Source organism: Mucilaginibacter daejeonensis (assembly GCF_020783335.1).
Classification (GTDB): domain Bacteria; phylum Bacteroidota; class Bacteroidia; order Sphingobacteriales; family Sphingobacteriaceae; genus Mucilaginibacter; species Mucilaginibacter daejeonensis.
The window spans coordinates 745,497-760,861 of the sequence record NZ_CP086068.1 but is presented as its reverse complement, the minus strand read 5'-3'; the positions used below and the strand labels follow the sequence as shown (position 1 = coordinate 760,861).

General features: G+C 37.6%; 14 protein-coding genes and 2 pseudogenes. 10 read left to right on the top strand and 6 right to left on the bottom strand.

Annotated features, from left to right (window positions below):
• Nucleotides 1-36: 36 nt before the first annotated feature.
• The 6 genes and pseudogenes from LLH06_RS03460 to LLH06_RS20735 form a co-directional block, all read left to right on the top strand.
• Nucleotides 37-330, top strand: coding sequence for a hypothetical protein (locus LLH06_RS03460; RefSeq protein ID WP_228171870.1), 294 nt, complete (start codon nt 37-39; stop codon nt 328-330).
• A 251-nt stretch (nt 331-581) separates the two neighbouring features.
• Complete coding sequence (locus LLH06_RS20745) at nt 582-695, top strand: transposase (protein ID WP_394800326.1); 114 nt, start codon at nt 582-584, stop codon at nt 693-695.
• Between the two features lie 131 nt (nt 696-826).
• Nucleotides 827-1,030, top strand: coding sequence for a hypothetical protein (locus tag LLH06_RS03455; protein ID WP_228171869.1), 204 nt, complete (start codon nt 827-829; stop codon nt 1,028-1,030).
• 38 nt (nt 1,031-1,068) lie between these two features.
• Nucleotides 1,069-1,401 carry a DDE-type integrase/transposase/recombinase gene (locus tag LLH06_RS20740; protein ID WP_394800306.1) on the top strand — a complete coding sequence of 111 codons (333 nt, stop codon included), beginning with the start codon at nt 1,069-1,071 and terminating at the stop codon, nt 1,399-1,401.
• Nucleotides 1,310-1,666, top strand: coding sequence for an integrase core domain-containing protein (locus tag LLH06_RS03450; RefSeq protein ID WP_228171868.1), 357 nt, complete (start codon nt 1,310-1,312; stop codon nt 1,664-1,666). The genes LLH06_RS20740 and LLH06_RS03450 overlap by 92 nt, the downstream gene beginning before the upstream one ends.
• A gap of 339 nt (nt 1,667-2,005) precedes the next feature.
• Nucleotides 2,006-2,224, top strand: a pseudogene (locus tag LLH06_RS20735) (restriction endonuclease); the annotation flags it as partial.
• 107 nt (nt 2,225-2,331) lie between these two features.
• Here the strand turns inward: LLH06_RS20735 and LLH06_RS03445 are convergent.
• Entirely contained in the window at nt 2,332-4,581 is a 2,250-nt protein-coding gene (locus tag LLH06_RS03445; RefSeq protein ID WP_228171867.1) for an ATP-binding protein, read from the bottom strand.
• Between the two features lie 1,096 nt (nt 4,582-5,677).
• Here LLH06_RS03445 and LLH06_RS03440 point away from each other — a divergent pair.
• Nucleotides 5,678-5,830, top strand: coding sequence for a hypothetical protein (locus tag LLH06_RS03440; protein ID WP_228171866.1), 153 nt, complete (start codon nt 5,678-5,680; stop codon nt 5,828-5,830).
• A 48-nt stretch (nt 5,831-5,878) separates the two neighbouring features.
• Nucleotides 5,879-6,190, top strand: a complete 312-nt coding sequence (locus tag LLH06_RS03435; RefSeq protein ID WP_228171865.1) for a hypothetical protein — start codon at nt 5,879-5,881, stop codon at nt 6,188-6,190.
• Nucleotides 6,191-6,342: 152 nt separating this feature from the next.
• On the opposite strand, the pseudogene LLH06_RS03430 reads toward LLH06_RS03435, so the two are convergent.
• The 5 genes and pseudogenes from LLH06_RS03430 to LLH06_RS03405 form a co-directional block, all read right to left on the bottom strand.
• Nucleotides 6,343-7,451, bottom strand: a pseudogene (locus LLH06_RS03430) (IS3 family transposase).
• Nucleotides 7,452-7,930: 479 nt separating this feature from the next.
• Nucleotides 7,931-9,190, bottom strand: a complete 1,260-nt coding sequence (locus tag LLH06_RS03420) for a 6-bladed beta-propeller (RefSeq protein WP_228171864.1) — start codon at nt 9,188-9,190, stop codon at nt 7,931-7,933.
• A 425-nt stretch (nt 9,191-9,615) separates the two neighbouring features.
• Nucleotides 9,616-10,815 carry a 6-bladed beta-propeller gene (locus LLH06_RS03415; protein WP_228171863.1) on the bottom strand — a complete coding sequence of 400 codons (1,200 nt, stop codon included), beginning with the start codon at nt 10,813-10,815 and terminating at the stop codon, nt 9,616-9,618.
• Between the two features lie 110 nt (nt 10,816-10,925).
• Complete coding sequence (locus LLH06_RS03410; protein ID WP_228171862.1) at nt 10,926-11,162, bottom strand: hypothetical protein; 237 nt, start codon at nt 11,160-11,162, stop codon at nt 10,926-10,928.
• A gap of 213 nt (nt 11,163-11,375) precedes the next feature.
• Nucleotides 11,376-11,699 (bottom strand): LytR/AlgR family response regulator transcription factor, encoded by a 324-nt coding sequence (locus tag LLH06_RS03405; protein WP_228171861.1) that lies wholly within the window; start codon nt 11,697-11,699, stop codon nt 11,376-11,378.
• A 1,171-nt stretch (nt 11,700-12,870) separates the two neighbouring features.
• Here LLH06_RS03405 and LLH06_RS03400 point away from each other — a divergent pair.
• Nucleotides 12,871-13,287 carry a DUF1573 domain-containing protein gene (locus tag LLH06_RS03400; RefSeq protein ID WP_228171860.1) on the top strand — a complete coding sequence of 139 codons (417 nt, stop codon included), beginning with the start codon at nt 12,871-12,873 and terminating at the stop codon, nt 13,285-13,287.
• Nucleotides 13,288-13,403: 116 nt separating this feature from the next.
• A complete protein-coding gene (locus LLH06_RS03395; RefSeq protein WP_228171859.1) occupies nt 13,404-15,257 on the top strand; it encodes an O-antigen ligase family protein in 1,854 nt (617 codons plus the stop codon).
• Nucleotides 15,258-15,365: the final 108 nt, after the last annotated feature.

The following is a 15,365-nucleotide window of genomic DNA, read 5'->3' as shown; positions in this document are numbered from 1 at the left end:
ATACTTTATATCTAAAACGACCCTATTGTAAAGAATATGGAAAGCTATATTAGATTAATTAAGTTGAGAGATTCCATCAAATACTCTATCTATAGAAATAGCTTATCAATGGCTTTATTGAAAGATCAAATCAATGAAATACGGCAGTTCGTTGGTATACTTGAATTGGTAACTAAGGGATTTAATCCCGAAGATGAGCTAATAAATATATTGGAGGATGAAAAGGAACTTGAGTCGTATAGTAACCCTAAAGAGGCTTATATTAAGTGCAGAGATGAGTTAATTTGGGATTTAGATAAGATAATTGATCAGTATCAAAGATTTCTTTAAGTAATCTAGATAACCATCATCATGATTAAGATTATTGAAGAATTTACCATCTTTATTAAAGCTCTATTATTGGAATATCCTAAGCTCGGAAAGTTGGATCTCCCTATATTAGGATAACAGTCTCAGGATTTCAATCATAAAGTTCTGTAACCCTCCCTTAGTTCGGATTGTGTAAAGGACCCAAAGTCGTAACTTTAAACAGTCAAACGATGAAGAACTCTATCATTACCGAAGCGCAAATCGTATAAGTTATCAAGGAGTATAAAGGTGGCCGCGAGCTAAACGACTTATGCCGCGAACTTGGCGTGCACAAATCAACCTTTTACAACTGGCGTAAAAAGTATGCCGGCATGGACAGCCAGTAACTCAAACGGCTGAAAGAGCTGGAGGAAGAGAACCGTAAACTGAAGCACATGTCTGCAGAGTTGGCTTTAGATCATAGTTTACTAAAAGACATACTCTCAAAAAAATTCTGAAGCCCCGCCAGCGCAAGGGCATGGTCGCTTACTTAATGGATTTCCGTCAGGTAAGTATTAGCAGGGCTTGCCGGGTAGTAAAGCTGCCCAAATCCATGTATTACTACAACAACAACGGGTATGACTCAGCAACTATTGATAAGTTGCTGGAACTGTCCGAAAAGCATCCCACCGAGGGTCAAGATCTGTATTATAGCTGCATCCGCCAGCAAGGTCTACAGTAGAATTACAAACGTGTAAGGCGGGTTTACCTGAATTGGGCATGAACAACCGTCGCCGAAAGATTCGCAGACGTGTGCCTGCACGTGTTAAAGTACCGTTAGTCGTGCCTGAGCAGGTTGGAGATACTTGGTCGATGGATTTTACGTGCGATGTGCTGGTGAACAAGAGAAGGTTCCGATCGCTGAACATTATCGATGACTATAACCGGGAAGCTATTGCCGTAGAAGCTGCCTATACTATACCAGCCGTGCGGGTAACTCAGATTCTGGAGCGAACTATTCATGAGCAAGGTAAACTCAGCTGTATCAGAGTGGATAACGGGCCGGAGTTTAACAGCAAGGAATTTAAGGATCGGTGTGAAAGCAGAGTATAACTGTGTAATTCACGCAACCGGGAAAGCCCATGCAAAACGCTATATCGAACGGTTCAATAGAACGTTCCGGGAAAACATACTGTATGCTCACTTATTTGAAGACATCAACCAGGTGCTGGTACTAGCTGATGAATGGATGGAAGATTACAATTACAGCAGGCCGCATGAAGCATTGGGAGGTATAACGCCAGACCTGCATAAGCGGCTAAACTGTGGAGACATTGAAAACTCTGGCGAGTTTCCAACATCCCCACAGTTCCAATAACAATAATTATATTTTTGAATTAATAAGTCTATAAAATACCAGTCCGAACTAAGGCAGGGTTACATTTAAAGTTAAGACTTTTCATTCTTTACACAGTCCGATTTTTAAGAGGAGTTACACAACTTTAAAATGCAATTGACCGTTTATTTCATTTAATATAGTATTCTTGTCCCATCTGCTTTACCGAAGGGCTTGTCCCGTCTGCGATATTGTTACCTTCTATTATGCATTTATATAATGAGAAGAAGTAATGTCGTCTCGCATATATTTGCTCCTATGCCGGCAAAGCCATGGCAAAACAGGTGATGAAGCTATTAATGGCACTATCAAAGAAGACAACTAGGTCTCGATATAATTTTCATTCAGGCGAGCGTTGGCAGGCCGGCAATGTATTTCGACGCCCCTGAATTGCATAAATTTGTTGGAGCATTGGCTGGCCAGGGAGCGAAGAATGGTATATTTCTAACTACTTCATATTTTACAAAAAATGCGCTGAGTTATCCGTCTAAGAATGAAATTAAAATTGTCCTGATCGATGGTGAACAATTAGCCAATTGATGCTTGATTGTAATTTGGGCGTTTCTTCACAACGGATAAATGAGATTAAGCGCATTGATAGCGATTATTTCGAAGTGGGGTATTTATTACGCTAGGATAATACATTACTATGCAACGGGATAAGGATTTTTTCCTATGAACTCTGTCTCTACATCTTCTCTCTTCGACTCTATAAGCTTGTATTTTCTTTTTGAATATCCCAAAGTAGAAGCCCACGAAATCCCATTGGCTACACGTTCTTTCTTTGTGATATAGGTTCGCCTAACCACTTCTATGGCTACAAGCAAACCTAAAATAATCACTGACCAGAAATAAGTTCTATGAGAAATATAAGTAGGGACAAGAAATTTCTTTGCTTTTTCAGCATACTTGGAATGGATAAACACTAAAAATGTTACTATAAAAAGCATTGTGATAGGCACCACGCTATACTTAAAATCTGAAACAAATTGTTTCCTGATATCGGCCAAGCGCTCATCGCAATATTCTGTTTTTCTATTTGTCCACTCAAGTACCCTCGCTAAGTACGCCTTTTCGTCTTGCTCTTTTTTCCACGCTACTTTGAGTGTCTCTACCTCTGCTTTTAGGCTATTTATCTCTTCGTTAGACTTTTCTTTAAGACGTTGGCTTGAATCATTTACAAAAGCGAGTTCCTGAGAAATTATTTCAATTTCTCGTTCCGCACTTTGTTTTTGTTGAGAAAGAAGTTGATTTTCAACAGCAATGCGATTTTCAATAAGTTCAATTTGGGCAAGTTGATTTGTGTTTAGCTTTTCAAATTTTTCAAGCAACACCTGATCACGAAGAATGGCAACTTTTGTTTGAAATGACGTATCATGGTAGCTATCATTTAATATTTGCAAAGTCTTCGATCTGGTTCCAGTATAATCAATTTCAAACGTTCTTAGGTCCGGAATGCTGAATGTGTCGATAAACTTTTTATTCGTCACATAATCATTTTGAACAAATGGTCTAATCAATTGCAGAAACGTGCTTGGACTAATAATGAAGTTAATCTCCCAACGTCTTTTATAATTTTCTCGCTCAAACTTGCTTAGAATATAATCGGAACTAAGAAAAAAAGCTTTACTTTCTAAGAACTTCGTTTTTTTAGGATTAAGCCTACGGACCTCTCTTAATACCTCTATATCATGTTTGAATCCTTGGTATGTTTTTGGCTTTCTGTTTTTGTTGAACTCGTAAAACGTTTTATATTTTTCAATATCTTCTTCGACTTCCACTGAATCGTAAACCGAATTTTTCCCAACGGTATACTCTGTTAGACCGAGATCTTTAACAATCAAATCAACATGATCATACTTGTCAAGGAAAACGTCTGGATCTATATGGTTTTCAACGTTTTCTTTATGAAACAATTCTTCTAAAGGGCTAAGTCCATCTACGGCTAGTGCTAAGCGACTGGTTTCTCTACTCCATTTTGTGGCTCTTATAAACAATGCCTTAGAATCGAATGCCCGTTTAAATTCAGCCAGTGTTTCAGGATGAAAGGTCAATTGAAATGGGAAATTATTCTTTTTGATTTCCGTTAAGATTTCCCTGGCAGATGCATCCTCATTATTTTTATGCAAATCAAGTATTCCAAATATGAAGTTTGTATCAAGGAATAAAAGTAAGTTCTGAAAACGATTATTGAGAAAATTAACAGTATCGCTGTCTGAAGTTAATGCGAAACTGGTAAAAGTTGCATCAACTAATTGAGAAAGGTAGCTTGTACGCTCTTCGTCAGCTTTTAAAATGAATTGATTGATAGCATCCGTTAAATTTTCTTTCGAGAACTCACTTTCATTTTCCTTTATAATCTTATCCAAGATTGAGGTTAGGCTCATTTGAACCTCATCCGATACTTTAAGCGAAGGATTGAGTAAGTTCAGTGTTTCTACCCCATGTTGCTCCAAAACGTTGAATAGATAGTCCGTTAAGTGTTTCCAGAGTATTTCATAATTGTCAGCTTTTATTTCTGGCAGAAATTGTGCTACTTCATAAAGCCACTTTCTTTTGACTTTGATTTCTAATACGTTAGTATCAGTTATTCTCTTTTTAATCCTTTCCGCAGTTTGTGGTTGTAATGCTATCGCTTTTGTTATGGAGTCTTTTATGATATCTCCGTTATCGAGTAATCGGTCTAAATTGGACTGAACGATATGAGTTCGAATGGAAATACCATAAACTTTAACAATATTATCAGTAAGATCTGCTTCGTTTCTGATTTCCTGACTGTTATTAATTAGTGAATATAAAATTATGTTCTGTACAACTTGTTCAAACTTCTGATCATGAGATAATGCCTTGATGTGGCTAAGTTTTGAGAATACCTTTTTGTAGTCAATAGATTGCATAAGATTAGGTGAATTATTAAACTTATTTATAAATATAAAAATGAAGATAAATTCAAAATTCAAATTAACATAATACACATGATTTCTGAAGGTTTTTTCACTTATTCGTGATAATGCACAGACCTGCTTAAAGGATTTAATTAGGCTCCTTTGCCAGCACCATTCTTGCCAACAACCGCTATTATACTGATTGTTGTATTGCCAGTAAGGATATATATGGCTGGAGCTTACCAGTAAACTGATTTGTTCGTCAGTTTTCAGAAAGAGGTTACTGGATAATGCTTTCAAACGACGAGTAAGGTCTTATGTCAATGAATTCGAACAGGCCTACAACGCGGTTCAAAACCGTGCTGACAAGTGTCATCGATTGTAATTCGATGGTAAGTACTTAATGGCATTCATACCAAGAATTAATAGGTCACTTTTTAGATTATAATGTTTGTAATTGCATAGCAAATGAAAGGGTGATTCATAGCAAGCAGATCTCGGCAAATGACATACATATCCAAATGAGATCGCACTTTTTCGCGATCAGCAAGATAAACGTTTGTCGGACAAACGAATCTTGCCCTCCCTTCCGAAGTCAGTTCGGGGCATTGGAAAGTTCCTCCAAAGTCGGCTCTTTATGCTGCTTGTTTGATATGTATCAATAAGGACAGTAGCGATTTTAATTTGGTGATCGATCGATGAAAACGAGGGAAAGGATTCCTGCGGCACATGGCTCTCATGACACCATGCGCGTTGCGCCGGGTTGCCATTGCGCCATAAGCCTCGCTGCCCTTGCAGCCGTGAAATTCGCTGCGCTCATAACACCGCTGCTTTAGCGGAATAGAAAAGGCACTGCACCGCTGCCACAAAGGTAACACCGCAGGTCAGCTGTCAAGGGTATATGAACTCGGCTACGCCTCGCCCTTGACAGCTGCCCTGCTCAGTGTTTAATTGGTGTTTACGCAATGCAATGCCTTGGTGAGCGCAGGGAAAGATGGCGATCATACGCAAAAGTTTTAAAACAAGGGATATCGGTCAGGGCTTATATTTAACTTAGGTCATGCTAAAAAATTTATGCATTGTATTATCTGTCATTCTTTATGGAACAATGGCCAATCCTCAATCGCCCGAGCATATCTTGCAAAGGTCATTAAGATCGGTACAAAGCCATCATCAGCTAACTTATAAGACCATACAGGTCAATAAGAGCCTTTTTAGTGACAAAGATACCTCAGTGTCACGTAGCGAAGAGACATTGTAAAAGGATAGCGGAGAGAAGATAGCGGCCTATGATGTTCTTACGCGTTCCATGAATGGTAGACCTCTTTACCGTTATATTTACCATCATGATACTTTATTTACCTACGACCTGAAGGACAGTATTTACAGCTTCAAAGCTCATCCAAGTAGCGCGTCGAACGCATTGAGTTTATATACCAAACAAATAGAGCAGTTCGTTAAAGCTTATCTAAAGAAGACCGGGCGCTTAAATGATACAGTGATCGGTCACTCAAAATGCTTTGCGCTATTTGTAAGGCAGTATGATACAGTAGTGAACAATAACCATAATTTCACTTACAAGTATATCTGTAACCCTCCCTTAGTTCGGACAGGTGTTTAATAGACTAAATTATCTGTTATTTACGTTTTTTCCTTATTAAATATATTATCAAAATAATCACAGCAATCACAGCAAGTATTTGCCACCATGTGAATATAGCTTTGAAGTAAAAGCCACCTGATACAGGGCTGGCCTGCAGAATTGGATAAATGTCAACTTTCATTGTGATACTGTTGTTGGTCTATGTTTTTCATCCGCTTAAAAAGGTCTGGAGTAATACCTCCTAATGCTTCATGCGGTCTGCTGTAATTGTAATCATCCATCCATTCATCAGCTAAAACCTGTACCTGGTTGATGTCTTCAAATAAGTAAGCATCCAGTATGTTTTCACGGAAGGTTCTATTGAACCGTTCGATATAGCCGTTCTGCATAGGCTTGCCCGGTTGGGTGAACTGCAGGGTAATACCTCTGCTTTCACACCAATCCTTAAACTCCTTGCTGTTAAACTCAGGTCCATTATCTACCCTAATACAGTTGGGTTTGCCCTGCTCATGAATGGTTCGCTCCAGAATCTGAGTTACCCGAATGGCTGGCATGGTATAGGCAGCTTCTACAGCAATAGCTTCCCGATTAAAATAATCGATTATATTGAGCGTACGGAACCTTCTTTTGTTCACCAGTATATCGCACATAAAATCCATTGACCAGGTATCTCCAGCCTGTTCAGGAACTACTAAGGGTATCTTAACCCGTGCAGGCACACGCCTGCGGACCTTTCTGCGGCGATTCATGCCCAGCAGCAGGTAAACCCGCCTGACACGTTTGTAATTCCACCTGAGTCCTTGCTGACGGATGCGGCTGTAATACAGATCCTGACCCTCAGTCGGATACCGTTCAGATAGCTCAAGCAACTTATCAATGGTTTCTGAATCATCACGAACGTTCTTGTAATAAAACATGGATTTGGGCAGCTTTACCACCCGGCAAGCCCTGCTAATGCTTACCTGGCGATGTTCCATTAAGTAAGCAACCATGTCCTTGCGCTGGCAGGGCTTCAGAACTTTTTTGAGAGCACGTCTTTTAACAAGCTGTGATCTAAAGCAAGCTCAGCATACATATGCTTCAGCTTGCGGTTCTCTTCCTCCAGCTCTTTCAGCCGTTTCAGTTCCTGGCTGTCCATGCCGGCGTACTTTTTACGCCAGTTGTAAAAGGTTGATTTGTGCACGCCCAGTTCGCGGCATACATCGTTTAGCTCACGGCCACCTTCATACTCTTTGATGGCCTTGACAATCTGTGCTTCGGTAATAATAGAGTTCTTCATCGTTTGACTGTTTAAAGTTAAGACTTTTCGTCCTTTAAGCAGTCCGACTTTTAGGAGGGGTTACAAACCATTAGCTTGAAGATGCTTTGATTCACGCCAGTTCGGGGAGAACGGCAAGTAACCCCAACAGGAGCAGCACGGTTGCTGGCCAAGGGTGCTGCTCAGGACGACCGAAGCAAATCAGTGGCTAACGAGCTTTCCAAAAGTGTTGCATATCAATTATTCAGATAACAGGAGCTATACTAGCTGTCATGTGCGAGACAGCGCATGGTTTGCTAGACATAATGCTCGAACCAGTTTATGCCTTTTGCTAATTTCGTTCAGGGTCACGAAGACGGTAAAACAAAACAGGGCTACGGGCAGGATATAGAGCCTTAAATTGGTACATGCAGTCAAAACAGAACTATATGTATCATCACCAGTAGAGGCTATGCGTACTGTTCAAACCGCCAATTTGTTGACATTTACTCTTTTTCATCTTATTCTTTCAGTTTCATTCGAACGATAACCGGATTGCTACGCCTATTTCCAGTTTTAAAGAAATTTTGTAGGATGTCGGGATATTGTGGCTTTTTAAGCTTGGTGGCTGATGCAGCCGCGAACATGTTGTATGAGGAAATATTGGAGTAATAAAATCCATCATCAAACTGCTCTAGGCCGTCCACCTTGACCCTATCATTGAAAATTGGCAGGTAAAAATTGGATTCGTCACCGATTAGGCGTTCTAAGGAAATCAACCTCCCGGAAATCTTGTTATAGATAAAATTGTACTGATATTGAATAGCTGAACCTTGGCTTGAGACATACCGTTTAGGGTTTATCTTAAAAAAAATATTTTCTCCTCTGCAAAATATATTTGAAACATTCATAATTTTCAAAGGGTCTGGGTTCAAAATATTCTTTTCTGCAATTTCCCGGATAAGTTTTTTATCATGTGATTTTAAAATATCGTTTGAAAAAATCCTATCTGCTGGGAAAACGAATTGAAACACCAGTTTTGCACTATCTTTGTTAATTTTATATACAAAATAGTCTAAAGGAGTGGAGATATAGAACGAATTATTCTCAGACTTTTCTGGCAATCTAAGAAATCCGTGAATAGCACAGATTGCTTCATTTTCTTGTTGATTGATTGGCAATAGGGTTTTGTATAACTTTCCATTGTTGTATATCTCTAACCTGTTGATTATTGTACTCTTAGTTTTGTCTATATTAGAGATGAAGCATCCATTCGCTGATGCATAGAAGTTGTCGCCCAAAGGTAGCATATCAGCAAAATCATTCTCAGCATGAGGAATAAAGTTTTTGCTCAACTCCTCACCTGTCTTGCTGAAATAACTGTGCTCTAACTTGTTGGTAGACCTTTGTACACGCGAAAAATCTATATAACCTGCTTTTTTATCATAATCTATATTTTGACCTAACCCTTCTGCTTTTCCTTTTACCTTTCTTATAAATCTTCCTGATAAGGAAAAAAAGTATACGCTATAGGTATCCGAATCATAGACGACAAAACTACTATCAGTAACAATCAGTCTTGTGATATATCCAAATGTGCTTTGTTTATTGGACTCTAAAGGGATATACTCCACAGTAGTAAAATATTCTGACACGGCTCCTCCGTAAGCTTGATTAGGATCCACACGGATTTTATTTATTTCTTGGGCGACTACATTACCTAAAGAAGACAAGAGAATCAAACAACAAATTAAGGTTTTAACACCTGTGCTTTTTTTCATAGTATAAGTGAATTGACAATATGTTGTTAAATGTTATTTAATCACTTCAAGGACTGGATTTCCAACGAATCCGTTGGTTATTTAAAACGCCCCTTTGCTTAACGCGTTGTTGGATTCAATCAACATCGTCCTTCTTTAATAATAAAATTTGCGACACAATTACTGTATAAAATAAATCTATTATAATATTACACAGCATATTCTGTTCACACTCTTAATGGTTGATTGATTTTGGAAACGTAAACCCTTATTATTCGTCGATTTGGATACAAACTTTCTAATAATTATTGCTACTGTCACCCATACATTTTTACTCAAAGACGTAATTCTAAATAGGAGTGACTCAAGTTATTCGAGATTAATTAGTTATTATTACTTTAATGTGAAATAAAGTGTTAGAGATTATATTCCGGAAACTTATTTGCCTAGGATTTGATATTTTTTTTTATGGTTTTCGGTCCCCAAATCACTAAAGTCGGATTTGTTTGTTTTGTATACATGTTTATTAGCGCTTTATATAAGATGGGGCTTAATTGCTTTAGGTACAATTCGACATCGGGATTATCCAATATAACGCGTTTGTACGTATCGGGGTCTATATATGATATAAAATCTTCAGAATAAACTCCAATGGTTTTGCCAAGGCACTTTGGGAAGCCACTTGATTTTGAGTTTTTTATGAGGATTCGATGGATTTTATCGTATAATACTTGCTGAGGGATTCTTTTTTCCAAGTATATAAAACTCAGTAATGAATTCGTCTGAAATACCGCACCGTGTAATTGATTGTAACTTATCACTCGCGACGGATTGGACTTAAGAGAATTTGATGGGTCAGCCTTTATCGCTTCGGGTATTTTATTGGTCTTTATGTTGAGAACGTATTTAAGCTTCAAGACCTTACTATCATCAGTGATTTCAAAAATAGAATCTTGAAAAGCGCCATAGATAAGGGAATTTGTGTTCGACTGAAACATTCCCCCGGATATTTTTGATAAAACTGGTCCATCAGGATTATCTGGATAAGGAGAAAAAAAACTTCGCACCTTTAGTAAACTATCCGTGAAGACTAAGTTGAACCCGCCGGTTTCTTCAGACTTATTATAGTCAGTGTAAAATGCATACTGGTTGGGGCTTATCTTGATGGCACTTTGCGCATAAAAGGGCACCTTCTTTTCTCCGATAAATTTCCCTTCGATGTCATACATCAGCATTTTCATTGACTCACTCGAAAATAAGTTCAATCGCTTTCTTTCATCGACAAAAAAATTAGATATGTTTTCGAACTCACCAATGCCATCACCCAAGCGTCCAATTTCCCGCAAAAGACGACCATCTTGTCTGTAAATTAAAAGTCTTGAATATTTAGCATCTAGCAAGAGTATGAGTGAGTCTAATCTTAAACATTGAGTTATATCAGCTATATAAAAGTCAGTCTTTGTCTCTAAGGGAATAATTTCTTTGACCTCTATAATTCTGTTCAGTTTATCGTCTGAATTACCATTTTTGTCAAGATCAATTTGAACCATAGAGGAATCCACTACAGGTTTGCAGATGTTGTCTTTAAATTTATTTTTGCAAGAGAAAATTAGAATGACGATAAAAAATAGAGGACAATATTTCATGAGTTTATTATGTAATAAGACACCCGTAGGTGTTTTCTAATTCCTACGGGTGAAATTTTAAGCGTTTATGCTTGGGAAGCCTTGTTTTAGGGTTATCTAACACATACGTTCTACAAGTGCATATGCGTGTTGCGAGGACAAGGGTCATTAACGCAATCACCTTTACCCGTCACACACTCTTCACCAGTATGCACAAGTTCTTCTTTACTGTTGTAACAATAAAGAACACTTTTTTTCTTTTTTCCTGCTTCACCGGATTCTCCGTTACTTACGAACGCACTTAAACTCATAACAGTTACAATTGCAACTACAGGCACCAGTGCCAGTCTACTTTTTTTGGTTTTCATAATTCTTTTGGCTTAAATATTATTCCCCTAAAATAATTATACAAATGGGTTAAATTTAATAAAGTCAATTGTATTATATAAATATAGTATACGGTAAAGAATTTTAGCCGTGTGAGTAAGTATCCTAAACATTATCAATATGTGTTGTCTTTGGACGTCTTTAAATTGATCACCGCTCAGGCATTTCTATTTTTCTTACTTCAAAAAGCATTATCATGCCTCTATCATTTTCAATAAAGCTTTTAACGCTACTGTGTAGCTAACACTATGATTCTCATTTAATTCAATGGACTTTCTTTTTTTATCAATACGTTCAATCAAATATCTATTAATTAAAAAAGATTGATTGACACGAATAAATATATCAGGTTGAAGTTCCCGCTCAAGCTTTGAAAGTGGCTTACAAGCAAGAATTTTTTGCCCTCCTTTTAAATATATCTTGGTGTAACAGCTGTCTGATTGAATAAAAATAATTTTGCTTGGTTCTATTAGAAATATATTGTCTTGTTGAGATATCATTAATTTTTGATGAGCCATTGTGATTGAGTATAAGGTTATTGTTTATTAACGCTGAGCGGTGATAACTTTGAAAAGTTACATGGCAAAATAATCGATTAGACACTTCTTTATAACATCCCTTTTTTATCAATGATTTGTCGACATTGGACAACGTATTCCGAACGCCAATGAATTCCGTGTCATGCCTGGTAGTCTCTTAATAGATACAAATATTACTGACAGCAGCCTTTGTGTAATGTATTCGTTGTGAGCATGTTTTATAAATTGGATTCGAAAACAAGACGGATTGATCTAAACAATAAATTGTTAGTACCAAAAGCTTGCATCTTTTAAGATAGGTGAAGTAATTAATAATGTTTAGGTTTTTGTTATTGTGTCGACAAGACTAGTTTATAATTTTAACAGCACCATACTGCACTGTCCTGTCTATTATAGTTTTGGATTTTACAGCTGTCTCACAGGCAAGATAACTACTTATTAGTGCCGAAGGGGCTACCTAAGAAGTGAGTGGAAGGCATTTTTGATCGCTTTCTTAAAGCTTAATGTCGTGGATCTTTCAAGTATGGTTGCAGATAGCAGGTATCTTTATCTGATCAAAATCCCTTTATTGGTAGTTGGCTTTGGTTGTAAGACTTCATGTATACCTTGATTCGCTTGTTTCAAACGCTCGCCACACGTTATGACTAAGAACATTACAGCCAAACGGCTAATCACCTGACAATTTGGTATATGTTTATCTGAGATGCGGCTAGTTTAAGGTGGAAGGAAGCAGTAACATTTCATATTAGTTTGCAACTTTGATTTCCATAGACCACTCTGATACCGGGAAGTGCAGGATGGCGATTGTTAATTTATGACATAAATTTGATGCGAACCAATAGCCTAAATTATCATGACTAATTTATACGATCTCACAGTTAATACTCTATTGCTGTCATTAAGACTCGTCGCTAACTGATTTTTATTAAATTCTTTTCTAAAGCTAACACGATGATGCTAGTTCAGTGTTTAAGTCATTTCACCTTTTACAATGAACTGGTCGACCTAGATTTGGAATCTTACCAATAACCGTAGTAAACACGACGAGAAACAAAGCATCTTGCGAAAGATGTAGGGCACATATAAGATGTTGAATCTTATATGTGCTCGATACAATATCTCCCCTTTTTGAAGGTAAAATCTTAATCACATGAAAAGCACACACATCTCATCACTAATCGGTGTAACTATAGGCGTAGCCATTTTTTTCTGCTATCACTATTACCAATCACTTGGTCGAACCAGAATCATAGAGTTCAAGCCAACCGTTAATAATAATAATATAAATCTTGGCCAATATGATATCCGCGCTCCCAAGCATGCAATCTTTGAAGTCGTCAATAATGGGGACCAAGACATTATAATAGATAAGGTAATTCCAGATTGCGATTGCTATTCAGTTACAGTAAATAAAGACCGGTTGTCGCCTAACGACACCCTTATTGTTGACACGAAGTATGATGCCTATCCTGGTCCATTTTTGAAGAAAATACATCTTCATTTTAAAGGTCACGCTACACCTATAGTGCTTTTTTTTAAAGGAAAAGTGTTGAGAGAAGGGCTGTAGCATGATATTTCAATGATTAAGACCTTTTGATTTAATTAAAATATGAATATCGTCATATCTTTCATAGAAGATGGCTTATAAAATCCAATATTCAGGACTTAATAGTAATACTTAAAATGTTAGAGAGGAAATCAATGTTGCTGCATTTAAATTTCAGAAGCCTTTCGCGAATTTCTGTAACTAGTTATGCAATTGTTTTTTTTGCTCTTATAGCATTTTTTGAATTATTCAATCGCTACGCATTTAACTACGAAACTTTTATAAATGATCAGTATACCTTGATTTGGTTTGTTCCGGTCATTGCTTTAATATCTGCTATCACTGCGGTCTATCGGAAATCAGGAAGAGGTGTTATAGGTTGGGGTTTTGTTCTAATATTTGCTGCCACTATTATATTAAGTCAACGCTATAGTTTCGGAAACGAATATTTTTTTACGGTTAGTATCATATTTTACAGTTGTTTTGGCTTATACATCCTTAATCTTTTTGAACTCTTTAAATGGGTGATTTACACATTCATGGCATGGTACATGTTCGAACTATATGTGGGCATTTGCCAAATGGTCGACTATTGCCTCAATGAGGGACCGGTGTCCTCCGGGACATTACTCAATTCAGGTGCTTACGCATGCTATCTCAGTTTTCACCTACCATTACTGCACTGGTTTTATTCGAGCCTTAAGGCACTGCAGCCTATCTTAAAAAAAAGTATGGTCATTATAAAGGCTGTTTACGTATTTATCCTTGCGTCGACAGTGATTTTGGTCGTTGAAACACAAAGTCGAACAGCGTTGGTCTGCATCTTCTGCCAATTCACCGTTGTTATTCTCAGGCTGTACCTGCATCGTGCTATCAAAATAATCCATGGACTACCGATTAGCAAACTGATATTAATGGGGGGCGGCATCACGGCTGTTTTGATATTTACATTTAAATGGTTGATTAGTATAAGGAAACTATCTGTGGCTGGTCGTATGTTGACCTTGTGGGTTACCTTGAGGCATATACCAGAGAAATTCTTTCTAGGTACGGGTATCGGGCGTTTTAGTTGGTACTACCCTCAATGGCAAGCAGCATATTTTAGTGCTTCAAAACAAGTGCACCCGTCATTCTATCTAAGCGCGGGCGAAACATACATAGCAATGAATGAGTTCGTCCAAATATTTGCTACTCTCGGTTTTCTAGGGACTATGTTATCGGGATGGGTGTTGTACCTTTTTTTCAAACTTAGGTCCTCGGAGAACGCCACTTTACTTTACGCCTTGAAATCAACTGTCGCTGTTATTTTGATAAGTGGCTACTCATCATATCCACTGCACATTAACATCACACTGCTTTTATTAGGGACTTGTATCGCTATAGGCTTTGGCCTGACAGAATGTAATGTAGCAGTTTACGGTCCTAATTGGAAACTTTTTGCTGTACGAGCATTGTCTACAGCAAGCGCGGTATTGCTATTACACTTATCTATAAAAGGATATACTGTATATAAAGCGGTCGGACGATGGAAAGCTACTCGAACGATAAGCCGATTGGAGGCCATGGCTATTAATAAGCGTATCTATCCAATACTGAAAAATGACGGCAAATTTTTGATTGAATATGGTTCGCTTGCGCTTACAGACGATGATTATCCCAAACTAGCGGTATGTTTACTAGAGGAGGCTAGGAAGATCATGATTACAAAGAAAGGGTTGGAGTCACTATCAAAGGCATATATGCATACACAAAGATGGGAAGATGCAATTAATACCCAAAAGTTTTTGATAGATTTTTTGCCGAATCGGTTCGTTCCTAGGTATGATTTGTTAAAACTTTATGTGTTTAGGAACGACACTTTAAACATCGAGTTAACAGCGAAAACGATTCTCAAAATGCCCGTAAAGGTCGCATCTGTTGAAGTCGAATCAATAAGGTCCAAGACCCTAAATATTATGAAAAAGGTCAAAGGCGAATTTCCGCTTGAGTGATGATTAAACATCAAGTATTTTTAGTTCAGTTAATTGAATACATATCGTAAGAGGTTATAAAGTCATATACATAAAGGAAAATTTGGTTGAAACAGTGAGGTTTTATTT

Excerpts from the sequence above, each read along its gene's own strand:
- LLH06_RS20740 (WP_394800306.1), top strand. The coding sequence starts at position 1,069 with ATGAACAACCGTCGCCGAAAGATTCGCAGACGTGTGCCTGCACGTGTT.
- LLH06_RS03410 (WP_228171862.1), bottom strand. The coding sequence starts at position 11,162 with ATGAAAACCAAAAAAAGTAGACTGGCACTGGTGCCTGTAGTTGCAATT.
- LLH06_RS03400 (WP_228171860.1), top strand. The coding sequence starts at position 12,871 with ATGAAAAGCACACACATCTCATCACTAATCGGTGTAACTATAGGCGTA.
- LLH06_RS03440 (WP_228171866.1), top strand. The coding sequence starts at position 5,678 with ATGGCCAATCCTCAATCGCCCGAGCATATCTTGCAAAGGTCATTAAGA.
- LLH06_RS03435 (WP_228171865.1), top strand. The coding sequence starts at position 5,879 with ATGAATGGTAGACCTCTTTACCGTTATATTTACCATCATGATACTTTA.
- LLH06_RS03415 (WP_228171863.1), bottom strand. The coding sequence starts at position 10,815 with ATGAAATATTGTCCTCTATTTTTTATCGTCATTCTAATTTTCTCTTGC.
- LLH06_RS03445 (WP_228171867.1), bottom strand. The coding sequence starts at position 4,581 with ATGCAATCTATTGACTACAAAAAGGTATTCTCAAAACTTAGCCACATC.
- LLH06_RS03460 (WP_228171870.1), top strand. The coding sequence starts at position 37 with ATGGAAAGCTATATTAGATTAATTAAGTTGAGAGATTCCATCAAATAC.
- LLH06_RS03455 (WP_228171869.1), top strand. The coding sequence starts at position 827 with ATGGTCGCTTACTTAATGGATTTCCGTCAGGTAAGTATTAGCAGGGCT.
- LLH06_RS03450 (WP_228171868.1), top strand. The coding sequence starts at position 1,310 with ATGAGCAAGGTAAACTCAGCTGTATCAGAGTGGATAACGGGCCGGAGT.
- LLH06_RS03405 (WP_228171861.1), bottom strand. The coding sequence starts at position 11,699 with ATGGCTCATCAAAAATTAATGATATCTCAACAAGACAATATATTTCTA.
- LLH06_RS03395 (WP_228171859.1), top strand. The coding sequence starts at position 13,404 with ATGTTAGAGAGGAAATCAATGTTGCTGCATTTAAATTTCAGAAGCCTT.
- LLH06_RS03420 (WP_228171864.1), bottom strand. The coding sequence starts at position 9,190 with ATGAAAAAAAGCACAGGTGTTAAAACCTTAATTTGTTGTTTGATTCTC.